The 24,678-nt window shown below is 75.2% G+C and carries 24 protein-coding genes and 1 tRNA gene; 10 read left to right on the top strand and 15 right to left on the bottom strand.

From position 1 onward, the window contains the following. Positions 1-138: 138 nt before the first annotated feature. Positions 139-618, bottom strand: a complete 480-nt coding sequence (locus tag FS882_RS17990; protein ID WP_158375158.1) for a hypothetical protein — start codon at positions 616-618, stop codon at positions 139-141. Between the two features lie 76 nt (positions 619-694). Continuing rightward, positions 695-856 (bottom strand): hypothetical protein, encoded by a 162-nt coding sequence (locus FS882_RS21135; RefSeq protein WP_187365357.1) that lies wholly within the window; start codon positions 854-856, stop codon positions 695-697. Positions 857-998: 142 nt separating this feature from the next. On the opposite strand from FS882_RS21135, the gene FS882_RS17985 reads away from it, so the two are divergent. Then, positions 999-2,297, top strand: a complete 1,299-nt coding sequence (locus FS882_RS17985) for a hypothetical protein (RefSeq protein WP_158375156.1) — start codon at positions 999-1,001, stop codon at positions 2,295-2,297. A 39-nt stretch (positions 2,298-2,336) separates the two neighbouring features. Next, a complete protein-coding gene (locus FS882_RS17980; RefSeq protein WP_158375154.1) occupies positions 2,337-2,951 on the top strand; it encodes a hypothetical protein in 615 nt (204 codons plus the stop codon). Between the two features lie 76 nt (positions 2,952-3,027). Here the strand turns inward: FS882_RS17980 and FS882_RS17975 are convergent, their stop codons facing one another. From FS882_RS17975 to FS882_RS21130, 6 genes are all read right to left on the bottom strand, one after another. Then, positions 3,028-4,173 carry a DUF4062 domain-containing protein gene (locus tag FS882_RS17975; protein ID WP_158375152.1) on the bottom strand — a complete coding sequence of 382 codons (1,146 nt, stop codon included), beginning with the start codon at positions 4,171-4,173 and terminating at the stop codon, positions 3,028-3,030. A 316-nt stretch (positions 4,174-4,489) separates the two neighbouring features. Then, positions 4,490-4,563: transfer RNA gene (locus FS882_RS17970), tRNA-Thr, on the bottom strand. A 76-nt stretch (positions 4,564-4,639) separates the two neighbouring features. Continuing rightward, complete coding sequence (locus FS882_RS17965) at positions 4,640-5,923, bottom strand: MFS transporter (RefSeq protein WP_158375150.1); 1,284 nt, start codon at positions 5,921-5,923, stop codon at positions 4,640-4,642. 135 nt (positions 5,924-6,058) lie between these two features. Beyond that, the gene (locus tag FS882_RS17960; protein ID WP_158375148.1) at positions 6,059-6,922 is read right to left on the bottom strand and encodes a DsbA family protein; all 864 of its coding nucleotides are present in this window, start codon (positions 6,920-6,922) and stop codon (positions 6,059-6,061) included. Positions 6,923-6,960: 38 nt separating this feature from the next. Then, the gene (locus tag FS882_RS17955) at positions 6,961-7,545 is read right to left on the bottom strand and encodes a hypothetical protein (protein WP_158375146.1); all 585 of its coding nucleotides are present in this window, start codon (positions 7,543-7,545) and stop codon (positions 6,961-6,963) included. 91 nt (positions 7,546-7,636) lie between these two features. Further along, positions 7,637-9,637: a serine/threonine-protein kinase gene (locus FS882_RS21130; protein ID WP_187365356.1), complete on the bottom strand. Its 2,001-nt coding sequence runs from the start codon at positions 9,635-9,637 to the stop codon at positions 7,637-7,639. Between the two features lie 153 nt (positions 9,638-9,790). On the opposite strand from FS882_RS21130, the gene FS882_RS17945 reads away from it, so the two are divergent. The 5 genes from FS882_RS17945 to FS882_RS17925 all read left to right on the top strand — a co-directional run bounded on the left by FS882_RS17945 (position 9,791) and on the right by FS882_RS17925 (position 16,324). After that, complete coding sequence (locus tag FS882_RS17945) at positions 9,791-11,224, top strand: trehalose-6-phosphate synthase (RefSeq protein WP_158375144.1); 1,434 nt, start codon at positions 9,791-9,793, stop codon at positions 11,222-11,224. 10 nt (positions 11,225-11,234) lie between these two features. Then, positions 11,235-12,086 (top strand): trehalose-phosphatase, encoded by an 852-nt coding sequence (gene otsB, locus FS882_RS17940; protein WP_158375142.1) that lies wholly within the window; start codon positions 11,235-11,237, stop codon positions 12,084-12,086. A gap of 9 nt (positions 12,087-12,095) precedes the next feature. Continuing rightward, complete coding sequence (locus FS882_RS17935) at positions 12,096-13,685, top strand: PQQ-binding-like beta-propeller repeat protein (protein WP_158375140.1); 1,590 nt, start codon at positions 12,096-12,098, stop codon at positions 13,683-13,685. A gap of 159 nt (positions 13,686-13,844) precedes the next feature. Continuing rightward, a complete protein-coding gene (locus FS882_RS17930) occupies positions 13,845-14,969 on the top strand; it encodes an ABC transporter ATP-binding protein (protein ID WP_158375138.1) in 1,125 nt (374 codons plus the stop codon). Positions 14,970-15,052: 83 nt separating this feature from the next. Beyond that, positions 15,053-16,324, top strand: coding sequence for a DUF4032 domain-containing protein (locus FS882_RS17925; RefSeq protein WP_158375136.1), 1,272 nt, complete (start codon positions 15,053-15,055; stop codon positions 16,322-16,324). On the opposite strand, the gene FS882_RS17920 is transcribed toward FS882_RS17925, so the two are convergent. The 4 genes from FS882_RS17920 to FS882_RS17905 all read right to left on the bottom strand — a co-directional run bounded on the left by FS882_RS17920 (position 16,325) and on the right by FS882_RS17905 (position 20,380). Continuing rightward, positions 16,325-16,810 (bottom strand): pyridoxamine 5'-phosphate oxidase family protein, encoded by a 486-nt coding sequence (locus FS882_RS17920; protein WP_158375134.1) that lies wholly within the window; start codon positions 16,808-16,810, stop codon positions 16,325-16,327. Positions 16,811-16,995: 185 nt separating this feature from the next. After that, positions 16,996-17,994, bottom strand: coding sequence for a 23S rRNA (guanosine(2251)-2'-O)-methyltransferase RlmB (rlmB, locus tag FS882_RS17915; protein WP_158375132.1), 999 nt, complete (start codon positions 17,992-17,994; stop codon positions 16,996-16,998). Beyond that, positions 17,994-19,433, bottom strand: a complete 1,440-nt coding sequence (gene cysS / locus FS882_RS17910) for a cysteine--tRNA ligase (RefSeq protein WP_158375130.1) — start codon at positions 19,431-19,433, stop codon at positions 17,994-17,996. Before cysS ends, rlmB begins: the two co-directional genes overlap by 1 nt. Before the next feature lie 11 nt (positions 19,434-19,444). Further along, positions 19,445-20,380: a LysR family transcriptional regulator gene (locus FS882_RS17905; protein WP_158375128.1), complete on the bottom strand. Its 936-nt coding sequence runs from the start codon at positions 20,378-20,380 to the stop codon at positions 19,445-19,447. Between the two features lie 72 nt (positions 20,381-20,452). Between FS882_RS17905 and FS882_RS21765 the strand changes: the two genes are divergently transcribed. Further along, complete coding sequence (locus FS882_RS21765) at positions 20,453-20,734, top strand: EamA family transporter (RefSeq protein ID WP_316043656.1); 282 nt, start codon at positions 20,453-20,455, stop codon at positions 20,732-20,734. Between the two features lie 18 nt (positions 20,735-20,752). Beyond that, positions 20,753-21,445, top strand: a complete 693-nt coding sequence (locus FS882_RS17900; RefSeq protein ID WP_316043655.1) for an EamA family transporter — start codon at positions 20,753-20,755, stop codon at positions 21,443-21,445. A gap of 296 nt (positions 21,446-21,741) precedes the next feature. Here the strand turns inward: FS882_RS17900 and ispF are convergent, their stop codons facing one another. From ispF to FS882_RS17885, 3 genes are all read right to left on the bottom strand, one after another. Next, on the bottom strand, positions 21,742-22,233 hold the full coding sequence (ispF, locus tag FS882_RS17895; RefSeq protein WP_158375244.1) for a 2-C-methyl-D-erythritol 2,4-cyclodiphosphate synthase: 492 nt from the start codon (positions 22,231-22,233) through the stop codon (positions 21,742-21,744). 134 nt (positions 22,234-22,367) lie between these two features. After that, positions 22,368-23,099: a 2-C-methyl-D-erythritol 4-phosphate cytidylyltransferase gene (ispD, locus tag FS882_RS17890; protein ID WP_158375126.1), complete on the bottom strand. Its 732-nt coding sequence runs from the start codon at positions 23,097-23,099 to the stop codon at positions 22,368-22,370. Positions 23,100-23,138: 39 nt separating this feature from the next. Then, positions 23,139-23,621, bottom strand: a complete 483-nt coding sequence (locus tag FS882_RS17885; RefSeq protein ID WP_147795473.1) for a CarD family transcriptional regulator — start codon at positions 23,619-23,621, stop codon at positions 23,139-23,141. A gap of 368 nt (positions 23,622-23,989) precedes the next feature. Between FS882_RS17885 and FS882_RS17880 the strand changes: the two genes are divergently transcribed. After that, the gene (locus tag FS882_RS17880) at positions 23,990-24,607 is read left to right on the top strand and encodes a hypothetical protein (RefSeq protein WP_158375124.1); all 618 of its coding nucleotides are present in this window, start codon (positions 23,990-23,992) and stop codon (positions 24,605-24,607) included. Positions 24,608-24,678 lie beyond the last annotated feature (71 nt).

Here is a 24,678-nt window from a genome sequence, read left to right as displayed (position 1 = left end):
GCGGCCGTGCGGATGGTGGAAGACCCACCGCCGGGCCCATCCACCGCGGTCTGGTTGATCAGGTGCGCGCACCCCTATGGACGCGGAATCGTGGCTCTCACCCGGGTCGTGCCGGCGCGCCAGTGTCGCGATCGCCGCTCAGCGGAGCGAATGTGGATCGACGCCGGGCGCGGAGCGGGGCACGAAGTTCGGAGCGATCGGTTCGCCGACGTGGTGGACCCGCCAGCCCGTCCGGGGCACGATCGCGATGTCGCGACGCCACACGAGGGTGACGTGAGCGGTCGCGGGCACGTCGACGACGCTCGGGCTTTGGTGCGCGGCCGTCTCGACCAGGCGCACGTACGCGACGTCCGGTGCGTCGAGCGCGTAGAGCGCGGTCAGACTCATCCTCAGCCCGGAGCCGAACAGCGCAGTTGCTCGCGCGAAGGTCCCCCACTGCGGCACCGACTCCGGAGTGACCAGCGCCTGGGTCAGGAACGCTGTGCGCCCTTCCCTGTCCTCGAGCCCCAGTGTCGCGCGGAACACGTCCACGAACACCGCGGGGTGCCAATCGGGCAACGCTTCGAACGCGAAGCGCGCGTCGTCTTCGTCGGTCCAGCCGAGCTGCTCGTCGCTCATGACTGAAGTGTGCGTCCGGGCATGAGACCAGGAGCTTCTTGCTGGACGCTGGGGTCCGGTCGGTGCGCGGTGCCCGTCAGGAGCGCGTCGATCCCGCGTCATCGCGGTCGATCTCGGACCACTGGCCCGAGAGGAAGTAGTCGACGAGCTCGGCCCACCGCGCTCGCGAGTTGTCGTCGACGGCTCCGACGCTCTCGCAGATCCACCGGGCGGCGATGGTCGCGATGCCGTTCATCATTGTGCCGACGATGACCTTGACCTCGAGGAGCCCGAGCTGCTGGTGACGGCGCCCGTGGGCGTAGTCGTGGCGGCAAGACGGCGGCCGAGACGAGCGTGTCGAACGGCCACGCGCCCGCCTCGAGCACTCGTAGCCTCTCCCTGTGATCACGCCAGCAGAGATGGAGAGTTTCCTCGCGCTCGGTCACGAGCTGAGGGCGTTCGAGGTTAAGGGACCCGGCAGTCTCCGAGACCGGGGGTTCTGCGCGAAGGTCGCCCGGGCGGCCATGGCGATGGGGAATCTGCGGGACGGCGGACTCATCTGCATCGGCATCGACGAGTCGGCGATCGCGCAGATGCAGCCCGGCCTAACAGACGAGGAGCTCGCGTCGTGGTCTGACCACGACGAGGTCAGCACCCAGCTCTCCCGCTTGAGCGATCCCGCCCTGCTCTTCACGACCGTTCCACTGACCCTGAGCAACGGGGCACGCGTCGTGGCGCTCGAGGTCACCGAGTTCGACGTCGTGCCGTACATCTGCAAGCGGGACTACCCCCACGAGACGACCGCCGGCGCGACGTATGTGCGCCCTCGCGGCATGCCCAGGTCGGTGCACGTGCCGACGTCGGCCGACATGCGGGACCTCGTGGATCTGGCGACAACCAAGGGAGTGCGCGACTTCATCCGGCGCGCCGGCCAGGCCGGGATGCTCGCGCTGAGCGCGAGCACCGCTCCGACCGACGACGAGCTGTTCGACGCTGAACGCGCTCGAGCGTGGTCCGAGCCCTCGGCGTGGGACACGGACTTCGCGGACAGAGCGATGTTCGACGTGGCCATTCGTCCTCTTCCTTTCGACCCCTCGCGGATCCCCGCGGATCGCCTCGACGACGTCGTCGAGCGCGCGACCGTGCGGTTGCGGGGGTGGCCGGTCCCGATGTTCTTCCGTGCAGGCGTGCTGAAGCGGTTTGGCGACCGGATCGGCCAGGATGCGATGGCACGGCCAGTCCGCCGCGCCGAAGCGTGGTGGCTGTGCTCGAGCGGTCAGTTCCTTCAACGACGAGCGCTTGCGACCGAGTACGTCAGCTCGGCGGAGCTCCGGCCGGCCACGGCCGAGGCCACCGGCAGCGTCGCGATCTGGGACGTGCTGTTCTACGCAGTCGAGGTGTGCGAGCTGGCGGCGCGGCTCGCGACCGACCTCGCATGTGACGGCGTGTCGATCCGCTTCGGCCTCGTCAACGTCGCGGGGCGGGAGCTGATCACAGGGACGTGGCAGCGCGAGCTGCTCGACGTCCACCTCCAGCATGCGAACGAGATGGAGGCCACCGCCGAGGTCACGACCGTCGACCTCCTGGCGGCTCCGCGCGCCGTGGCCGTCTCGTTGACCGAGGACATCCTCGGACGTTGGGGGCTACGACTGCCCGTGCACGTCCTCGACGAGTGGCAGGCCCAGGCCCTCGAGCATTGACGCGGCCGCTGCTGGCGCATCGGACCTGGAGGGGATGTCGTGAGCAAGAAGAACCGGGTGCGGTTCAGGTTCGAGATCACGGACGGACCGAACGCGGGCCTGTCGTGCCCCGGATGGCGCGTGTGGACGAGGCAAGATTCGATCTACATGGCCGGCGCCGAGACCGGGAGCATGTGGAAGTTGTCGTTGCACGGCGACGTGGCGTGGCGGTGGGCGCAGACCAGCGAGAACCGACGGTCGTCGAACCCGGTGCTTCCGCAAGACCACGATCGTGCCCCGTGGAAGTTCGAGCCAACGCCGTTCATAGATGGCGTCCGCCACGCGTTCGCGGTCGCGGTGTTCCGTCACGCGTTCTTAGCCGCGCCGTCTGATCCGAGCGAGCTCGTGCTACCGGTCGATGACCGCTGGGACACCGTGACGACGCTGTTCCTCCAGGTGACGGAGGCAGGTACCGATCTGAAGACTGCCCGCATCGTTGTCAGTGAGCCCTTGCCCTTGACCGCGGGGCGGCGCCTGTGGCTGACGCTCGGTTCCGAGTTCTGCGGTGGTGAGCCCGAACCCCCGGCGGACGGGACCATGCTCGAACCGGCAGCGCCCGCAACTCACGGTGTCTCGTTTCCCGGGGTGTTCGTCCGAGGCGTCCACCTGGGCTGACGCCCGCTATCACGTGGCGTTGAGCTTTCGACGAGGCGGGCTTCAGGCAGTCCCGACGCCGCTGGGTCCGCTCGGGCTAGACGTCGGACACGTCACCGTCGAGAGTCAGAGGAGCAGGGTCGGGCTGGTTCGTGTAGATAGCCCGCGGAGTCCACGTGATGCGCAGACGCCGGTGCCCCTGGCGTGACGGGCCGAGCGAGAACGCGTCGACACTCGACACGTCGTCGCCCGACAGCAGATGCTCGGTGACGAGCAACCGTGCGACAGGGCGGGCGACCACATCATCGAGCCCGAGCCCGCGGATCGGATCGAGCGGATCGGTCACCGTGATGAAGTGCCGGAGCTCGTCAGGGACAGGTGTGCCGAACAGCGCCGCGGAAAGCCCATCCCGCGCCAGGTCCAACCCGGATCGACCATTTACCGATCCGAACCGCATCGAGATACCGCGGCGCTCTTGGACCGTCAGGGAGATGCGCACCCGGTGGGAAGCTAGCGACGCGGTGCTGCTGCTGACACCCGAGACCTGCACCCGCCGAACGAGGTGTGGGGCGGCGAATGGGAGGTCTCCCGCCCGGCTCTCGCGCAGCCGCTCTAGCTCGGCGAACACGGCGTTGCTGCGGATGTCAGCGGTGACGACGATGCCGCTGCCGTCATGGTCGATCTGCGTGGCACGGAACACGCACCTGCCGAGCCGAACCCACGGTGCAAGTTCCTCGGCGGCGAGCTCCCGCAGCCGGCGCGTGAGCCTTTCGGCGAGGTCGTCTGGATCGGCCCAGGAGCTGGTCGTGTACGAGTTGCGGACGCTGGACACCAGGTCCCTCTGCGCACCGTCCATGCGCGAGCCGTCGACGCCGTGAACGAACAGGCACAGCCGGAGCCCGTACCTCTCGGCCTCCAGAAACTCCGCGTGTGTCGCAGAGTAACCGTCGGGCATGCGGACGCCGTATCTCTCACCGAACAGCCCCACGTAGATCTGCGAGGTGTGCACGCCTGCGAGGTAGGCGCGGTCGGCGGGAATGTCCTGGGCGCCGAGGTCGTCCTCGAACATGACCGGTTCGCCGCCGACCGCGACGATGGCCCGGCGGACGGCGGCGCGTTCCTCGGGCAGGTCCGTGATCAGGCTGGAGACGAAGACGCGCCGGCCGGCGGCCCACGCTCGTAGGTCCTCGTCAGGGACTCGGAAGGAGACTGCGACCTGATCAATGAGCAACGGCGCCGGCATGGTCTCAGTTCACCATGCGACCGCCCTGTTGGACGGCGAACTCGTCCCTTCAGGCTTGCATCGAGGACGCCACCGGGTCCCACGACCATGACCCGGACGCTCAAGCGACACCCGACGCGGGTTCAGCTACGCCCAGCCCGTCCCGATGACTTCCTCCAACTCGCCACCCCGAGCCAACGGTGAGGCCCGATGTGCACACCATCAGCGCGCGTCGTCGTCAGCCTCGGGAAGCGGACATCGCCCCTGCTGGGGGGCGCAGAAGGGACGTTGGATCTCCTCCAACTTCGACGCTGGACTTTCTCCAACCCCTCGGCAGAGCCCCCTGTCGGATTCGAACCGACGACCTGCTGTTTACAAGACAGCTGCTCTGGCCAGCTGAGCTAAGGAGGCAGGCGCACGCCGGAGCGCGCGCGGCGACCAGCCTACCGGCCGCACCACCGGCCCCGCGGCCCCCGCGCCGCCCGGCTCAGGGCTGCGGGTCCAGCGCGTCGTACCGCCAGAACCCGCGCTGCGCCCGCACGAGCACCCAGAGGATCAGCACGCAGGCGAGCCCGCCGACGACGGCCGCGCCGCCCTCGCCGAGCGCCCCCGACACCCAGCCGAGCAGCAGCTCGCCGAGCCGCGGGCCGCCGGCGACGACCACCACGAACACGCCCTGCAGCCGCCCGCGCATGTCGTCCGGCGTGGCCGTCTGCAGGATCGTCTGGCGGAACACGGCGCTGACCGCGTCGGCGGCACCCGCGGCGGCGAGCGTGACGACCGCGAGCGCCAGCGCGGCCCACAGCACGTGGTCGGGCCCGGACCGGCCGGCGGCCACCAGCACCGCGCCGAACCCGGCGACGGCGAGCCCCCAGATCGTGATGGCGACGACGATGATCCGCCCCTGCCAGCGCACCCGCGCCAGCCCGCCGGAGAACAGGCCGGCGAGCATGGCGCCCGCCGCGACGGCTGCCGTCAGCACGCCCGCGGTGGTCTCGCCGCCGCCCAGGTAGACCAGGCCGACCGCGGGGAACAGCACGCGGGGGGACGAGGTGATCATGGCGACGAGGTCGACCAGGAACGTCATCCGCACGTTGGGCCGGGTCCCGAGGTAGCGCAGGCCGTCGAGCACGGACGCCAGCCCGGCCCGGGCCCGCCGGGTCGCCGACGGCTCCGGCAGGATCGGCGGGAGCCGGAGCAGCGCGGTGAACGCGAAGGTGAAGAGCACCGCGTCGAGCGTGTAGACGATGCCGTAGTCCAGCAGCGCCACCAGGCCGGCGCCGAGCAGCGGCCCGAGGGTCAGCGCGACGTTCCAGCCGACCGTCTGCAGCGCGTTCGCGGCGGGCATCAGCCGGGGCTCGAGCAGGCGCGGGATGATCGCCGACCGCGCCGGGCTGTTCACCGCGCCGGCCCCGGACTGGAGCGCGACCAGGGCGTAGAGCACCCCGACGTGGGTGTTGCCGGACCAGCCCTGGACCGCCAGGCCGACGGTCGCGACCCAGCTGACCGCCGAGGCGATCAGGGCGACCTTGCGGCGGTCGGCGTGGTCGACGATCGCGCCGCCGTACAGCCCGAACACGACGAGCGGCACCAGCGCGCACAGCCCGACGACGCCGACCGCGAACGTCGAGCGGGTCATCCCGTAGACCTGCAGGCCGACCGCGACCACGGTCAGCTGGGCCCCGAGGTTCGCGACGGACAGGCCCCACCACAGCCGGCGGAACTCGGGGCTGACGCGCAGCGGGGTCACGTCCACGAGCAGGGAGGGCACCGCGGGAGTCTACGTGGCGTGTACAGCGATCACCGGGCCGGGTCCGGCGGCCGGACGCGCGAGGGCCCCGGCACCGGGACGTCGCCAGGGCCGGGGCCCTCGTGCTGCGCGCGGCGCGGCGGGGTCAGCCGCCGGTCAGGAGCCGACCGCCTGCAGCAGCGCGCTCGGGTCGGTCCAGTTCTCGGTCCAGAGCTCGCCGTCGATGGTGATCGTCGGCGTGCCGAAGCTGCCGGTCTGCTCGTTGACCAGGTCCGGGTTCGCCGAGGTCTCGTTGGTCGCGGAGGTCACCCACTGCCCGAACCGGTCGAGCGCCGTGCCGTCGGCGATCTGGTCGGCGACGTCGTCGGCCACGCCCGCCTCGCGCGCGATGTCCGCGATCTCGGCGTTGGTGAGGCCGTTCGTGCCCTCCTCGGGCTGGCCGGCGAACAGCTGCTCGTTGAAGGCGGCGAACTGCTCGGGCGCCTCGTCGGCGACGAGCGCCGCCGCGGAGGCCGCACGGGTCGAGTAGCCGGTGCCGTTGGAGAACCGGTTGAGGATCGCGATCGGGTGGTACACGACGGTGGCCGAGCCCTCGGTGGCGAGCGAGATCAGGTTGTCGCCGTTCGCCTCCTCGAAGGCGCCGCACGCGGGGCACATGTAGTCCAGGTAGACGTCGACCCGGGTCACGCTGTCGTCGACGGTCCCGCCCACGCCCGCGGCGCTGACCGGGATGCCACCCTCGGGCAGCGCGGCGCCCGGGGCGTCGGTGACCTCGCTCAGCGGGGTGTCGGGGTAGTCGGGCAGGGCCTCGTCGCTGCTGCTGCCGCCCTGGGTGAGGACCCACACCAGGACGCCGCCGAGCGCGAGGACCGCGACCGACAGCATGCTGATGCCGAGGATCTTGTTCCGCCGGTCGCGCTTGGCCTGCTGCTCGCGCATCGCGCGCGCCTGCTCGCGGGCGGCGTCGCGCCGCTCGTTCTTCGTCTGCCGGCCCTTGCCCGGGCTCGGGGTGCTGCTCATCTGTCCTGCTCTCCTTCGGTCGGGTGCGCTGCGGCTGCTCAGGCGAGCGCCGCGGGCGGACCCCGGTGCGGGTGCAGGGCCCGGGCCAGGACGGCCGGGCGGGCGTGGCCCGCGCGGGTCGCGGGCGCGGGGCGCGGGGCGCCGACGGGGCGGGCGTGGGCGGCACGCGGCAGCGGACGCAGCACGGCACCGAGGACGGTCCGCGCGGTGCCCGCGGCGCGCAGGAGCAGGGCGGCCAGCCCGAGGCCCAGCGCGCCGAGGACGGCGTGCACGGCGACGAGGGGCAGGACCAGGCCCAGCGCGAGCACCGCGCCGTGGGACGCCCCGGGGGTCAGCGCGATGCCGGTCGGGCAGTCGGCCGCGTCCTGGAGCAGCGCGAACCGCACGCCGAGCAGGGCCAGCGGCCCGTCGATCGTGACGCACTGGTGCACGACGGTGCGGACGGCGCCGAGCCAGGCGGCGCCGCCGAGCGCGAGGAGCGACGCGACCGCCGTGAGCAGCGGCAGCGCCGCGGGACGCCGGGCCCGGCCGGGCGCGACCGGCGCCCCGGTGGCGCGCTCCCCCGGCGCGCCGGCCCCGGGCAGCAGGGGGCCGGGCACGCGCGCGTCGGCGGTCCCGGTCATGCGGGCAAGCGTACGGGGTGCGCCTGGGCCGGGCCTGGGCCTCGGGCGGCGGGATCGCGGGGACCCGGGACCCGCCTCGCGCGCGCGGCGGTCAGGCCCCGACCGGCAGCACCGGAGCCGCGAACGGCGCCCAGTCCACGAGCGTGCCGGTCACCGCGAGCGCCACGAGGACGCCCGCCCCGACGAGCGCGGCCAGCACCACGACCGTCGCCCCGCCCCGCCCGGGCGCGACCGCGCCGAGCATCCGGCGCGCCCCGCCGCGGGTGGTCCGGGCGGCCGGTCCCCACCACAGCCCGGCGAGCCCCGCGGCGGCGGCGATGACGAGCAGCGTCGCGACCGACTCCGGGGCGGGCGCGTCGCCGGCCGCGCGCAGCGGCCCGGCCTCGAGCGCGCCCGACCCGACCAGCCACCAGCCGACCCCGAGGACGATGACGGCGAGGCTGGCGGCCACCAGCAGCGAGGGCAGCAGCGTCACGAGGGAGCGGAGGAGGTGCCACGGGCTGGACGCGACGGCCCGCAGCCCGTCCGACCGCCGCGCGCCGACCCGCTCCCTCCGCCGGCCGAGGGCCTCCGCCACCGACCCGACGGTCCGCGCGAGCAGCACGAGCGGGACGAGCACGAGCAGGGTCGCGCCGGGGCGCAGGGCCGCCGCGGTGAGCGTCAGGAGGGCGAGCCCGAGCAGGGAGCCGGTGCGCCGCGGCGGCGCGGGGGCCGGCGGCGGCCCGGCGTCCGGGTCGTCGGGCCACTCCCCGGGGTACCCCGGGTCCGGGTAGCCCCCGTCGTCGGGCGCACCGGGCGCCACCGCGCCGTAGGGGCGGGTGTCCCAGGCCTGCGTCGGCGACTCCCCGGTCGCCCACCGGTCGTCCTCGCCGGTCGCGTCCCAGGACGGCGGCGCCGCCGAGCGGGGCGGCACGGACGGCGGCGCCGGGGCGGGCGCGGCGGCGCCGAACGCCCGCGTGCTCCCGTCCTGCGCCGGCGGCGCGCCCCAGGTCTCCCCCGGCGCGGGCAGCACGGCCGTCCCGTCCTCGCCCGCCGCCGGCACCGCGGCGCCGTCGGGGCCGAGCACGGCGGTCGCACCGGTCGCGGCGGCGGCGCCGGCGGGCAGCGGCCCGGTCCCGGCCGGCTGCGCCGCCGCTGCGCCCGCGGTGCCGAGCGCGACGGTCGCCGCCGTCGGCGCCCCCAGGGCGATCGTCGCCCCGGCGGCGGTCCCCCCGCGCAGCGCCCCACCGCCCCGCGGGCCCGCCGCGAGCGCGGCGGCCGCCGCCGCGGGGTCGTACGACTCCCCCCGGCGATCAGCCTCGGCGAGCGCCGCCACCACCTCGTCGGGCTGCGCGCGGTCCTCGGGGTCGGCGGCCAGCGCGTCCCAGAGCGCCCCGGCGGTCACGGGCCCGAGGCCCGCGAGGTCGGCGTCGCCGCTGCGGGTCCGCACCAGCACGGCCTCCAGGGGGCGGGTGCCGAACGGCGCGCGGCCGGTCGCGGCGTACGCGAGCAGCGCGGCCCAGCCCCACCAGTCGGTCGCGGGCGTGGGCTCCGCGCCGTCGACGAGCTCGGGCGCGAGGTAACCGGGGGTGCCGACGACGAAGCCGGTCGAGGTCACCCGGGTCTCGTCCACGGACTGCGCGATGCCGAAGTCGATGAGCACCGGGCCGTCGGGCGTGACGAGCACGTTGCTCGGCTTGAGGTCGCGGTGCACGACCCCGGCCGCGTGCACCGCGCCGAGCGCGTCGCGCAGCCCGTTCGCGAGCCCGTGCAGCGCCGCGGCGTCGAGCGGGCCGCGCTGCCGGACGTGCTCGGCGAGGTCGAGGCCGGGCACCAGCTCGGTGACCAGGAACGCCTCCGTCGAGTCCGCCTCTGCGTCGAGCACCGCCGCGACGCCCGGGTGCCGCAGCCGCTGCAGCGCCAGCACCTCGCGCCGCAGCCGCTCGCGCGACGACGGGTCGGCGCCGATGTGCGGGTGCAGCAGCTTGAGCGCCACCGGCGTGCCGCCGCCGTCGACCGCCCGGTACACCGTGCCCATGCCGCCGGAGCCGAGCGGCGCCAGGATGGTGTACCCGCCGATCTCGGCGCCCGGCGACAGCCCGATGCGCTCCATGCGGGCACGGTAGCCGCCGCGCGCGCGGGGGTCGTGGTGCCGCGCGGCGGGTCCGGTGAAGGCACCCGACCACCCGCGGACGGCGGCCCGCTTCCCGGGCGGTCCGCGCGGGGTCACGTTAAGGTCGAGGCGACACCAAGGAGCTGAACTTCAGTGACATCTGCTGGCTATGACCTGGTCGTCGTCGCGAACCGCCTCCCGGTCGACGTGACCGTGGGCGAGGACGGCACTCCGAGCTGGACCCGCTCCCCGGGCGGCCTCGTGACCGCCCTCGAGCCCGTCGTGCAGCGCTCCGACGGCGCGTGGGTGGGCTGGGGCGGCTCCGCCGACCTCGAGCTCGAGCCGTTCGACGCCGACGACATGCGGCTCGTCCCGGTGAAGCTGACCGAGGACGACCTGACGTACTACTACGAGGGCTTCTCGAACGACACGCTGTGGCCGCTCTACCACGACGTGATCCAGCCCCCGACGTTCCACCGGCAGTGGTGGGACGCCTACCAGCGGGTCAACCGCCGGTTCGCGGACGCGGCGGCGGCGCAGGCCGCGCCGGGCGCGACGGTGTGGGTGCACGACTACCAGCTGCAGCTGGTCCCGAAGTTCCTGCGCGAGCTCCGCCCGGACGTGCGGATCGGCTACTTCCACCACATCCCGTTCCCCCCGCTGGAGATCTTCGCCCAGCTGCCGTGGCGGCTCCAGGTCGTCGAGGGCCTGCTCGGCGCCGACCTGATCGGGTTCCAGCGCGGCGGCGACGCGGCCAACTTCGTCCGGGTGGTCCGCCGGCTCACCGACCGCACCACCCGCGGCCAGATGATCACGCTGACCGACTCCGACGGCCGCGTGGAGCGGCACGTGCGCGCCGCGGCGTTCCCCATCTCGATCGACTCCAAGGCGTTCGACCGCCTCGCCCGCACCCCGGAGGTGCAGCAGCGCGCGAAGGAGATCCGCGCGGAGCTCGGCGACCCGCAGGTGCTGCTGCTCGGCGTGGACCGGCTCGACTACACCAAGGGCATCCGGCACCGCATCAAGGCGTTCGAGGAGCTGCTCGAGGACGGCCGGATGACCGTGCCCGAGTCGACGCTCGTGCAGGTCGCCTCGCCCAGCCGGGAGAACGTCGGCGCCTACCAGCAGCTGCGCGAGGAGGTCGAGGCGCAGGTCGGCCGGATCAACGGCGAGCACGGCGAGCTCGGGCACGCGGCGGTGCACTACATGCACCACTCCTACCCGATGGAGGAGATGGCGGCCCTGTACCTCGCGGCCGACGTCATGCTGGTCACCGCGCTGCGCGACGGCATGAACCTGGTCGCCAAGGAGTACATCGCGGCGCGGTCCGACGACCGGGGCGCGCTGGTGCTCAGCGAGTTCACCGGCGCGGCCGACGAGCTCGGCGGCGCGGCGATCCTGGTGAACCCGCACGACATCGCCGGCCTGAAGAACGCCATCCAGCACGCCGCGAACATCGACCCCCGCGAGGCCCGCAAGCGGATGCGCCGCCTGCGCCGCCGGGTGCTGGAGAACGACGTCGCGCACTGGTCCGAGTCGTTCCTGTCGGTCCTGACCGCCGTCCCGGTGCGCGAGCACCACGTCTGAGGAGCCCGCCGTGCCCGCAGCACCCGCGCCGACTCCCGGCGCGACCGACGACCTGCGCGCCGCCCTGCGGAGCCTGCTCGCCGACCCCGCGCGCCTGCCGCTGCTCGTCGCGCTCGACTTCGACGGGACGCTCGCCCCGCTCCAGGACGACCCGGAGGCCTCGCGGCTGCTCCCGGAGGCGGTGACCGCGCTGCGCGACCTCGCCGACCGCCCCGACGCCGTGCACCTGGCGCTGGTGTCCGGCAGGCCCGCCGCCGACCTGCACCGGCTCGCGGAGGTCCCCGTCGGCACCGTGCTCATCGGCAGCCACGGCGCCGAGCGGGCCCGGATCGGCGAGCACGGCCTCGACCGCGACGTGCTCACGCTGACGGACGACCAGTCCGACCGGCTCACCCGGCTCGGCGGGGAGCTGCAGGCGGTCGCCCGCGGCCGGGACGGCGTCTGGGTCGAGACGAAGCCCGCCGCGGTCGTCGTGCACACCCGCATGGCGGACCCGGCGACGGGCGACGCGGCCGAGCGCGAGGCCCTGGCGGTGGGCGAGCGCCTGGGGTCGGTGACCCTGCACGGCAAGAAGGTGGTCGAGGTCTCCGTGCTGGACGCGGACAAGGGCGCCGCGCTGTCGGCGCTCCGGGACGAGCTGCGGGCCGGCACGGTGCTCTGCGCGGGCGACGACGTCACCGACGAGAACGCGTTCCGCGCGCTCGGCGCGGACGACCTGACGGTCAAGGTCGGCGAGGGCGCCACGGTCGCCCGCTACCGCGTGCCGGACCCCGAGGCCCTGGCCGCCGTGCTCGCCGGCCTGGCCGCGGACCTGGGCGGCGGGGAAGCCGATCCCGCGCGCGAGGTGCCCCCCGGGGCGTAGGTTCCGCTCGTGGGGCGCCGACGGGAGTCGATGCAGGACGTCGAGCTGGTCGACGTCGGCACCGACCTGCCGCTCGCACCCGAGGCCGAGGACCCCGCGGTCGAGGCCGCGCGCGCCCGCCGGGTGGCGCGACGCCGGCGCGCCCTCCGGCGCTGGTGGCCCGTCCCCGTCGTGGCCGCGCTGACGGTGGTCGGCACCCAGGCCGTGCTCGACGCCCGCGAGGACGGCCGGGTCGCCGCCCGGCAGGAGGTCGCCGGCGTGCTCCGGGGCGTCGCCCCCGGGCTGCCCGCCGCGCACCGCTACAGCCAGGAGACGGCGTCCGTGGTGCTGTCGGGCATCCCGGTCGGCGACCTGCGGGTCGGGGTCGCGTCGCCCCCGTGGGACGCCGCACGCGAGCTGGTCGCGCTCGACCGCGACGGCACCCAGGTCTGGTCGACCTCGCTCGAGGACGGCGGCCGCGCCGAGCCGGACGTCGGCATGGAGTACCCCACCTGCGTCGCCGACGCCGAGCCGGTCGCGGTGGTCCGCTGCCTGGTGCTGGACCGCGGGGCGGCGGACGCGGCGGACGACTCCGGCACCTGGGCGCCGGCCCCGCCGAGCGCGGCCCGGCTGGTGGCGCTCGACGCCGCCACCGGCGAGCTGCGCAGCACCCGCCAGGTCGCGCCGATGTCCGGCTGGGGCGCCGCGGACGGGCTCCAGGTGCTCGCCTCGATCACGGACGGCACCCTGCGCGTGACCGCCTGGGACACCGCCGCCGACCGCGGCGGGCCCGACGACGGCGCCGGCGCCCCGCTGTGGCGGACCGACGTGCCGCTGGTCGACGCGACGGCCGCCGAGCGGCTGTTCTACCCCCCGTCGGTGTCCGTCGCGCCGGGCCGGGTGCTGGTGCAGGGCGAGCTCGGGTCCTGGGCGTTCGCGGCGGACGACGGGCGGCTGCAGGCCTCCGGCACGGAGTACCTGTCCGTCTCCCGGACCGGTCGCCTCCTGTCCAGCGGCGGCGCGGGCGCCCAGCTCCTCGACGACACCGGCGCCCCCCTGACCGACCTCCCGGGCCAGCCGCTGTGGCTGTCCGTGGACGACGGCTCGGTGCCGGGGGTGGAGCTCGTCGCGTCCTCGACCTCGGACGGCCGCGTGCTGGTGGGGGTGGACGCCGAGTCCGGCGCGGAGCTGTGGTCGTCGCCGCACCCCCGCTGGTCGGACCCGGCCGCGGTGCTGCTGGAGGGCACGCTCTACGGCGCCGACACGGACGGCGTGTGGGCGCTCGACGTCGCGACCGGCCGGCAGGTGTGGCGCACCGACGTCGAGGTGTCCGGGGAGGGCGCCTCGGTGATGACCGACGGCCGGTACCTCATGGTCGTCGCCCGGCCGGACGCGCTGGCACGGGCCGGCCTGACCGTCGCCGACGCCCCGACCGCCTCCGGTCGCGCGGACCCCGGGCGCGCCGGCGTGCAGGCCTCCCAGCGCGCGCTCGCCGCGTTCACGCTGTCCGGCGGCGCTCCCGCGTGGGCCACGCGGCTGCCCGCCGACGTGCAGGGCGTGTGGCCCTACGGCGGCGACCTGCTGGGCTACGGCGACTCGGACGTCGTCGTCCTCAACTGACGTGAGCCACGCCACCCGCGGACCCGCCGGGTGTGGTTGGATGTCGGTGGACCGAGGGGGGTCGGCAGACCTCCCTCGACCCGTGTCAGCGAAGACACTCTGACACTCTTCACGACGGATCGTCCGGCACGTACCTGCCGGTGAAGGGATCGATGCATCATGGCTACGGTCACGTTCGACAAGGCCACCCGGGTCTACCCCGGCACGGAGCGTCCCGCGGTGGACGCCCTCGACCTGCACATCGAGGACGGCGAGTTCCTCGTCCTCGTCGGCCCCTCGGGCTGCGGCAAGTCGACCTCCCTCCGCATGCTGGCGGGCCTGGAGGACGTCAACGCGGGTCGCATCCTCATCGGCGACCGCGACGTCACCGACGTCCAGCCGAAGGACCGGGACATCGCGATGGTGTTCCAGAACTACGCGCTGTACCCGCACATGACGGTCGCCGACAACATGGGCTTCGCGCTCAAGATCGCCGGCACCCCGAAGGCGGAGATCCGCACCCGCGTCGAGGAGGCCGCCAAGATCCTCGACCTCACCCAGTACCTCGACCGCAAGCCGAAGGCGCTCTCCGGCGGTCAGCGGCAGCGCGTGGCCATGGGCCGCGCGATCGTCCGCCAGCCGCGCGTGTTCCTCATGGACGAGCCGCTGTCGAACCTCGACGCCAAGCTCCGCGTGCAGACCCGCACCCAGATCGCGTCGCTGCAGCGCCGCCTGGGCGTCACCACGGTCTACGTCACGCACGACCAGACCGAGGCGCTGACCATGGGCGACCGCATCGCGGTCCTCAAGGACGGGCTCCTGCAGCAGGTCGGCACCCCGCGCGACATGTACGACACCCCGGCCAACGTGTTCGTCGCCGGCTTCATCGGCTCCCCGGCCATGAACATCGGCACCTTCCCGATCACCGACGGCGTCGCGAAGGTCGGCTCGGCCGGCATCGCGGTGCCGCGCGACGTGATCGGCACGCTCGCCGCGGACGACAACAACTCCATCACCATCGGGTTCCGCCCGGAGGCGCTGGACGTCGTCCCGCAGGGCACGCCGGACTCGATCCCGGTCTCGGTGAACATCGTCGAGGAGCTCGGCTCCGACGCCTTCGTGTACGGCTCGCTGGTCGGCGAGGCCGGCGCGGCGGACGTCCGCTCCGGCGCCGGCGACGCGCAGGTCATCGTGCGCGTCGACCCGCGCCAGGTCCCGGCCAAGGGCGAGACCATCGCCGTGCGCATCCGGACCGGCGAGCAGCACCTGTTCCACGCCGGCTCGGGCGAGCGCATCGCGCACTGACGCACGACATCTCCACGCCGAAGGGGCGGGGCCGGCACGAACCGGTCCCGCCCCTTCGGCGTCCGGATGGGAGAATCGACCCCATGACCCCTCGCACGCGCCTGCAGATCACCGCGGCCGCGCCGGACCCCGCGCTGCTCGACCTGCCCTGGGACGTGCCGCTCGTGGACTGGCCGGCGGAGCGCCTCGCCGCCCTGCCCCGCGGCATCTCCCGGCACACCGTGCGGTTCGCGCGGCTGTCCGGCCGGGTCGTCGCGATCAAGGAGATCGGCGAGACGGTCGCCTACCGCGAGTACGAGCTGCTGCGGCAGCTCAGCCGCCTGGACGTGCCCAGCGTCGAGCCGGTCGGCGTCATCACCGGCCGGACGGCGCCCGACGGGGAGCCGCTGGAGGCCGTGCTCATCACGCAGCACCTGCGGTTCTCCCTGCCGTACCGCGCGCTGTTCAGCCAGGCGCTGCGCCCCGACACCGCGACCCGGCTCATCGACGCCCTCGCGGTGCTCCTGGTCCGGCTGCACCTCGTGGGCTTCTACTGGGGCGACGTGTCCCTGTCGAACACGCTGTTCCGCCGGGACGCCGAGACGTTCGCCGCCTACCTGGTCGACGCCGAGACCGGCGACCTGCACGACGAGCTCACCCCGGGGCAGCGCGGGTACGACCTCGAGGTCGCGCGGGTCAACATCATCGGCGAGCTGATGGACCTGCAGGCCGGCGAGTTCCTGGAGGAGGACGTCGACGCGGTCGCGATCGGCGACGCGCTGGCCGAGCGCTACGAGGAGCTGTGGTCCGCGCTGACCAGCTCCGAGTCGTTCGGGCTGAACGAGCGGTGGCGCGTGCAGGCCCGGATCGAGCGGCTGAACGACCTGGGCTTCGACGTCGGCGAGCTCGACATCACCACCGACATCGACGGCACCACCGTCCGCATCCAGCCGAAGGTCGTCGACGCCGGGCACCACTCGCGGCGGCTCATGCGGCTCACCGGCCTGGACGTGCAGGAGAACCAGGCCCGACGGCTGCTCAACGACCTGGACCAGTACCGGGCCGCGATGGACCGGCAGAACGACGACGAGACGTTCGTCGCGCACGACTGGCTCACCGAGGTGTTCGAGCCCGCCGTGCGCGCCGTGCCGCGGGACCTGCGGCCGAAGCTCGAGCCGGCGCAGCTCTACCACGAGCTGCTCGACCACCGGTGGTTCCTGTCGGAGGCGCAGAAGCGCGACGTGCCGATGCGGGAGGCCGTGAAGTCCTACACGAAGGACATCCTGCCGACCCGCCCCGACGAGGAGTCGGTGCTCGGCGTCTCGGCGGCCGACCTGCGCGAGGACGCGGATCCGCTGCCGGTCCTCCCGGACTGACTAGAGCTCGACCCGCTCGTTCTCGCCCTCGAGGCGCTCGCCCTTCGCCTTCGCCTTCACGAAGCTGAGCAGGGTCGCGACCCGGCCGCCCGGGGCGTCCCAGTACTCGGCGGACTCCGCACGCACGCGCAGCAGCACGGCCTGCGGGGAGTCCGGGCCGTCGGGGAGCCACGCCTCGACGCCGGCGCTCCACAGCTCGCGCTTCTTCGCGGCGTCCTCGACCGGCTCGGCGACACCCGCGACCGACACCCAGGTCGCGCCCGACCCGACGGTCACGTTGACCCGCGGGTCGGCGGCGACGTGCGCCAGCTTGCGGGAGCCGCGCTCGGCGAAGAACCACAGGTCCCCGTCGAACTCGACCTCCTGGAGCGCCATCGGGCGCGCGATGAGGGTGCCGTCGGGGGCGACGGTGGTGAGCACCCCGAGGCGCTCGTCCTTCAGCATCCCGGCGACGGTGCGGACGGGATCGGTGGTGTCGTGGCTCATGCGACCACTGTCCGCCCGGCCCGGGGTGACCGCACCCCGGGGCGCGCGGCCGCTGCCCTTCCGCCGAGATAGGACCGTCCCGCCGAGGTAGGACCGTGCACGGTCCTACCTCGGCGCGAGGGCCCTATCTCGGCGGCATGGAACGGCGTGCGACGGCACGCGACGGCGCGGTCGGGCCGGGCGGGTCAGGAGGCGCGGGTGCGGGCGACCTCGTAGAGGGCGATGCCCGCGGCGACGCCGGCGTTGAGGCTCTCGACCTCGCCCGCGATCGGGATGGATGCGATCGCGTCGCAGTGCTCGCGCACCAGGCGGGACAGGCCCTTGCCCTCCGATCCGACGACGAGCACCAGCGGGTCGGCCGAGTACGGCAGGTCCGCGACCGCGACGTCGCCGCCGCCGTCCAGGCCCACGATGAAGCAGCCGGCCTCGTGCAGCCGCTCCAGCGCCCGCACCAGGTTCGTGGCCCGCGCGACCGGGACGCGCGCGGCGGCGCCCGCGGACACCTTCCAGGCCGACGCGGTCACGCCGGCGGAGCGGCGCTCGGGGACCAGCACGCCGTGCGCGCCGAACGCGCCCGCGGACCGCAGCACGGCGCCGAGGTTGCGGGGGTCGGTCACGCCGTCGAGCGCGACGATCAGCGGCGCGCGGTCGCTGGCGGCCGCGACGTCCAGCAGGTCCTCGACGTCGCCGTAGTCGTACGGCGGCACCTGGATCGCGACGCCCTGGTGCACCGAGCCGTCGGTCAGCCGGTCCAGCTCGGGCTTGGTGACCTCGAGCAGCGGGTAGCCGGCCTCGGTCGCGGTGCGCAGGATCTCGCGGGTGCGGTCGTCGGCCTCGAGCCGGGTGGCGATGTACACCGCGGACACCGGGATGCCGGCGCGCAGCGCCTCGACCACGGAGTTCCGCCCGGCGACGACCTCGGTCGCGCCGGCGCCCCGCGCCTTGCCCGCGGCGCCACCGCCCCGGCCGGCCGGGCGGCTGCCCGAGCCGCGGGTGCCCGCGACCGCGCGGCGCTCGGCCGCCGCCTTCTTCTTGGCGGCGGGGTGGTAGGACCGCTCCTCCGCCTTCGGGGTGGGGCCCTTGCCCTCGAGCCCGCGGCGGCGCTGGCCGCCCGAGCCGACGGTGGCGCCCTTCTTGGAGCCCGCCTTGCGTGTCGCGCCGCGGCGCTGGGAGTTGCCGGCCATCAGTCCTCGTCCTCGGTCGTCTGGCGCGCGGCGAGGGACCAGCGCGCGCCGGTGGCGTTGTCCTCGACGGCCACGCCCGCGGCCGTCAGGCGGTCGCGGATCGCGTCCGCGGTGGCCCAGTCGCGGGCCGCACGGGCCGCGGCGCGGGCGTCGAGCTCGGCGCGCACCAGGGCGTCGAGCGCCTCGGCGTGCCGGTCGTCGGCCGCGGCCGTGCCCCACTGCTCGCCGGCCGGGTCGAGGCCCAGCACGTCGAGCATGGCGCGCACCGCCACGAGGCCCGCGCGCACGGCGGCGTCGTCCCCGGAGGCCAGGGCGGTGTTGCCCGCGCGCAGGTGCTCGTGCACGACGGCGAGCGCCGCCGGCACGTTCAGGTCGTCGTCCAGCGCGGCGCCGAAGGCCTCAGGCAGCTCCGTGGTCGCCAGCTCGGCGGCGTCGACCGCGCCCACGCGCTCGGTCGCGCGCTGCACGAAGCCGGCGAGCCGGTCCCAGGTGGCCTCGGACTCGGCGAGCGTGTCGGGGGTCCACTCCAGCATCGACCGGTACTGCACCGCGGTCAGCGCGTACCGCACCACGGCCGGGCGCACGGTCTCCAGCAGCGTGCTGACCAGCAGCCCGTTGCCGAGCGACTTGCTCATCTTCGCGCCGGCCTGGGTGACCCAGCCGTTGTGCAGCCAGTACCGGGCGAACCCGTAGCCCGCGGCGCGGGACTGCGCCTGCTCGTTCTCGTGGTGCGGGAACCGCAGGTCCAGGCCGCCGCCGTGGATGTCGAAGGTGTCGCCCAGGTAGCGCTGCGCCATCGCGGAGCACTCCAGGTGCCAGCCCGGGCGGCCGCGGCCGAACGGGGTGTCCCAGGAGGCCGTCTCCGGCTCCCCGGGCTTGGCGGCCTTCCACAGCGCGAAGTCGTGCGGGTCCCGCTTGTCGCCCGCGGAGCCGTCGGGCGCCGGGGCCATGTCGTCGAGCCGCTGGCTGGTGAGCGATCCGTAGTCGGCGTACGAGCGCACGTCGAAGTAGACGTCGCCCTCGGCCGCCACGTAGGCGTGCCCGGTGTCGACGAGGCGCTGCATCAGGGACACCATCGCGGGCACGTGCCCGGTGGCGCGGGGCTCGTAGGTGGGCGGCAGCACGCCGAGCGCGTCGTAGGCCGCGGTGAACGCCCGCTCGTTCTGCATCGCCCACGCCCACCACGCGACGCCCGCCTCGGCCGACTTCGCGAGGATCTTGTCGTCGATGTCGGTGACGTTCCGGACCAGCGTGACGTCGTGCCCGGTGCGGCGGAGCCAGCGGACCAGGACGTCGAACGCGACGGCGGACCGGACGTGGCCGACGTGCGGGGGCGCCTGCACGGTCGCGCCGCACAGGTAGATGCCGACCGCGCCCGGGGTGACGGGGACGAAGTCGCGCACCTCGCGGGTGGCGGTGTCGAACAGGCGCAGGCTCACGAGGGTCAAGGCTACCGGTCGGGGCGCTCCGGGCCGGTGGCGCCGGGGGCCGGCTCGTCCGCGAACCCCGCCGCCTCGGCCCGCAGGGCGTCCAGCACCTCCCGGACGACCCGTCGGGCGGCGCGCTCCGGGCGGACGAGGGCGTCGACCCGGCGGCCCGCGCGGACGCCCGCGAGCGGCACCAGCACCGCGCCCCGCCGGCCGGCGGTGTGCCGGGGCAGCAGGCTCACCCCGTGGCCCGCGGCGACCAGCGCCTCGACGACGCCGAAGTCGTTGAACCGCTGCACGATCCGCAGCGGCTGCCCCGCCACCGCGCCGACCGCGTCCAGCACGCCCGCGACCGGGAAGCCGGCCTGCACCGCGATCCACGGCTCGTCGGCCAGGTCGCCGGGGGTGACGGTGGCGCGGGCGGCGAGCGGGTGCCCGGGTGGCAGCGCGACGTCGAGCGGCTCGCGCAGCAGCGGGACGACGTCGACCCCGGCCGGCCAGCCGGCGCCGCCGTCCGGGCGGTGCGCCACCACGACGTCGAAGTCCGCCGTCAGGGCGGGGAACTCGTCCTGGGCGACGTCCTCGTCCCCGAGCTCGACGCGCACGCCGTCCATCGCGGCGACCCGGCGCAGCAGGCCCGGCAGCAGCAGCTCCGCCGCCGACTGGAACGCCGCGACGCGGACCAGCCCGCGCGGCGCGGATCGGAACGCGTCGACGGCCGCCTCCGCCCGCTCGAGGGCCACGGCGACGTCGGCGGCCGCGTCGGCGAGGGCGTGCCCGGCGCCGGTCAGCCGGACGCCGCGGCCGTGCCGCTCGACCACGGCGGCGCCCGCGTCCCGGGCGAGCACCCGCAGCTGCTGGGACACGGCGGACGGCGTCAGGTGCAGCGCGGCGGCGGCAGCGGTCACCCCGCCGCGCTCCCGGACGGCGCGGAGGGTCGCGAGGTGCCGGGTGTCCATGCAGCGACGCTACAGGGACCCTGCTGAACTTTTCGATGGTGCTGCACGGTGCGGCGGCCGGAGGATCGGCGCATGCCGACCCGCGACCGCCTGCTCGCCCTCGTCGTCGCCGTGCTCTGGGGGCTGAACTTCCCGGCGATCCACCTGTCGCTCGAGCAGTTCCCGCCGTTCTTCCTGGTCGCGCTCCGGTTCGCGCTGCTCGCGGTGCCGACGCTGCTGCTCGTGCCGCGCCCCGCCGCGCCGGTGCGGTGGCTGATCGGCTACGGCGTCGGGTTCGGGGTGCTGCAGTTCGCGTTCCTGTACCTCGCGATGGACACGGGGATGCCCACCGGGCTGGCGTCGCTGGTGCTCTAGGCGTCCGCCCCGTTCACCGTGCTGCTCGGCGCGGCGTGGCTGCGCGAGCGGATCACCGCCCGGCAGGCGGTCGGCGTGGCGGTGGCGCTCTGCGGGCTGGGCGGCATCGCGGCGCTGCGCGCCGGCTCCGGGGCCTCGGCCGGGCTGCTGCCGGTCGTGCTCACGCTGTGCGGCGGGCTCGGCTGGGCGTTCGGCAACGTCTCCAGCCGGCAGGCGCACCCCGACAGCCCGCTGCGGTTCATGCTCTGGATGTCGGTGGTACCGCCGGTGCCGATGCTCGCGCTGTCGCTGGTGGTGGACGGGCCGCAGGCGATCGGGCGCTCTCTGACGACCCTCGGGACCGCGACCGGTGCCTGGGCCCTGGCGGGGCTGGCGTTCACCGTGCTGGTGGCGACTGTCGTCGGCTCGGGGATCTGGACCGCCCTGCTCGCGCGGCACCCGTCGGGGGTGGTGGCGCCGTTCTCGATGCTGGTCCCGGTCGTCGGCATCGGGGCGTCCTGGGCGTTCCTCGGGGAGCGGCCGGCCGCCGCCGAGCTCGCCCTGGGCGCGGTGGTCGTGGGCGGCGTCCTGATCGCGACCCGCGCCCCGCGCCGCCCCGCGCCCCCTCTCACCCCCGCGCCCCCTCTCACCCCCGCGCCCGCCCTCGCGCCCGCGCTCGCCGCCGGGCCACCCGCGCCCGCCTCCGCGCCGCCCGCTCCCACGTCGAGATGACAACTCTCGGCCGTCCCGGACCCCGCGCGTACAGCCGAGAGCTGCCCTCTCTCGACGAGCCGGCCCATCGCCGAGTCTCCACTTTCGGACTGTCGACCGGGGCGGACGCAGAGACCGGAGATGAAGACTCGGCGACGGGGGCGCGCGGGCGCGGCAACGCGGGGCGCGGCAGCGCGGGGCGCGGCAGCGCGTGGCGCGGGTGGCGCGGGGCGCGGGTGGCGCGGGGCGCGGGTGGCGCGGGCGCGGGGCGGAGCGGGCGCGGGGCGGCGCGGGCGCGGGGTGGCGCGGCGGCGGCGCTACGCGCGGGGGGCGATGAGGGCCGTGGCGATCGCGGCGATGCCCTCGCCGCGGCCCGTGAGGCCGAGGCCGTCCGTCGTCGTGGCGCTGACGCTCACCGGGGCCCCGGCCGCGGCCGTCAGCGCGGCCTCCGCCTCGGCGCGGCGGGGGGACAGCCGCGGGCGGTTGCCGATCACCTGGACGGCGACGTTGCCGATCCCGAACCCCGCCTCGCGGACCAGCCGCGCCGCCTCGGCGAGCAGGGTCGTGCCCGCGGCGCCGGCCCACTCCGGGCGGGACGTGCCGAACACGGAGCCGAGGTCGCCGATCCCGGCCGCGGACAGCAGGGCGTCGGCGGCGGCGTGCGCGGCGACGTCGGCGTCGGAGTGGCCGGCGAGCGGCGCCTCACCCGGCCAGGACAGGCCCGCCAGGTGCAAGACGGCGCCCGGGGCCGGCTCGGGGTGGTTCGCGTGCACGTCGACGCCGACGCCCGTGCGCGGTAGGCCCGGCACGCCGGCGTGCGGACCCGAGCCCGCACCCGGGTCGCGGGGCGGCCCGCCCGCCGGCCCCCCGCCCGCCGGCCCCGCGCCCGCCGGCCCCGCACCCGCCGGGCCCGCGCCCGCCGGCCCCGCGCCCGCCGGCCCGGTCACGCCCGCACCGCCGCGTCCCGCGCCAGCAGCTCCGCCACCGCGAGGTCCCGCGTCGTGGTGATCTTCATGGCCTGCTCCTCCCCCGGCACGACCCACACCTGCTCGCCGAGCGCCTCGACGAGCGCCGCGTCGTCGGTCGCGGCCGTGGTCTCGCTGGCCGCCCGGTGCGCCCCGTGGGCGTGCGCGGCGTCCAGCAGGTCCCGCTCGAACCCCTGCGGCGTCTGCACGGCCCGCATCGTCGCGCGCGGCACGGTGGCAACCACCGGCGCCGCGCCGTCGACGGGCTCGCCGACCTGCTTGATGGTGTCGGCGACCGGCAGCCCCGGCACGACGGCCCGGTGCCCGGCGCGCACGGCGGCCTCGACGGACCGGATCAGCGCGGGCGACGCGAGCGCGCGGGCCGCGTCGTGCACCAGGACGACGTCGACGTCGGGCCCGAGCGCGGCGAGACCCGCGGCCACGGACGCCTGCCGCGACCCGGCGCCCTCGACCACGGTGACGGGGACGCCGACGCCGGGCCGCACCGGCCCGCCGAGCAGCGCCCGGAAGCCGCCGGCGCGGCCGGGCGGCACGGTCACGACCACGGACAGCACGACGCCCGACGCCGCGAGGCGCCGGGCGGCGTGGACGACCAGCGGGACCCCGGCGAGCTCGACGAGCGCCTTCGGTCCCGGGAGGCCGAGCCGCGTGCCGCTGCCGGCGGCGGTCAGGATCGCCGCGGTGGGCATGCGGGCGCGGTCGGCCGGTGTCGGAGGGTCAGCGCGCCGTCAGGACGCGAGCACCTCGTCGAGGATGGCCTCGGCCTTCTCCTCCTCGGTGTGCTCGGCGAGCGCGAGCTCCGAGACGAGGATCTGCCGGGCCTTGGCGAGCATGCGCTTCTCCCCCGCGGACAGGCCGCGGTCGGCGTCCCGGCGCGAGAGGTCGCGGACGACCTCGGCGACCTTGATCACGTCGCCGGAGGCGAGCTTCTCGAGGTTGGCCTTGTAGCGGCGCGACCAGTTGGTCGGCTCCTCGGTGTAGGGGGCGCGCAGCACGTCGAACACGCGCTCCAGGCCCTCGGCCCCGACGACGTCCCGCACACCCACGAGGTCGACGTTCTCCGCCGGCACCTCGATGGTCAGGTCACCCTGGGCGACCTTCAGCTTGAGGTAGATCTTGTCCTCGCCGCGGATGGTCCTGGTCTTGATCTCCTCGATCAACGCTGCACCGTGGTGCGGGTAGACAACCGTCTCCCCAACAGTGAAAGTCATCTGCAGGTGTCCCCTTTCGCGGAAACCCAGTCTACCACGCGGCAACGGGCGGATTTCGTGGAGATCAGCAGCGTTTGTGCAGGTCAGAGCGTTGTGGGCCACGTCAGACATTCGACACGCCGCGCGAGGTGCAGCCAGGCGACGCCCGGCTGGCTAGTCTCCGACGCGGGCCCCGTGCAACCCCGTCGACCGCGGCACGGGCCGCTGACCTGCGACGACGCCGTCCGTGGGACCGAAGACCCACCTCACGCGGCCGAGGCCGTGCACGGCACCCCCGCGCGCACGTAGGCTCGGCCTCGCACGCCCGCGCGCGTGCCGACGCCCCCCGCGCACCGCAGCGCCCGCCCCACCGCACCGAGGAGTTCACCGTGGCCCGCAGCCGCACGTCCGCCCGCCCCGTCGTCGTCGGGGCCGCCCTGGTCCTCGCGGCGGCCCTGTCCGGCTGCTCGGCGACCAACGACATCACCTCGCAGAGCGTCTACTCGGCGTCGGACGGGGTGCGAGCGACGCTCGGCGACCTCACCGCGGAGAACCTGCTCATCGTGGCCGAGGCGGCCGACGCCCCGGGCGCGCTCCAGGGCGCCCTCACCAACCGCGGCGACGACACCCTGACCGTCGAGCTGTCCCTCGAGGGCTCGTCGGAGCGCGTGCGCGTCGAGTCCGGTGCCACCGTGCTGCTCGGCGGCGGCCCCGGCGAGGGCGGCGCGGACGGCGACGAGCGCGAGCAGGTCGTGTTCGACAGCGCCGGCGCCCCGGGGGCGACGGTCGAGCTCACGCTCAGCACCGACGTGGCCGGCGAGGAGACCGTGCCGGTCCCGGTGCTCGACGGCGCGCTGCCGGAGTACGCGGACCTGGTCCCCGAGGTCGTCGAGGAGAGCCCCGAGCCGACCGCCACCGGGACCGCGTCCGCCGAGGACACCACCGAGCCGGGCACCGACGCGACCACCGCGCCGACCGCCGAGGCGACCACCGGCACCGACGGCTGACGCCCGCGCGGGCCCGCCCCGCGACCCCACGCACGACGCAGGCCCCGCCCGGATTCCCGGACGGGGCCTGC

Origin of the sequence: Cellulosimicrobium cellulans, assembly GCF_007679345.1 — a bacterium.
Taxonomy (GTDB): Bacteria; Actinomycetota; Actinomycetes; order Actinomycetales; family Cellulomonadaceae; genus Cellulomonas; species Cellulomonas cellulans_A.
Note: the sequence above shows the minus strand (reverse complement) of the source record. Positions and strands in the feature narration are given on the sequence as shown.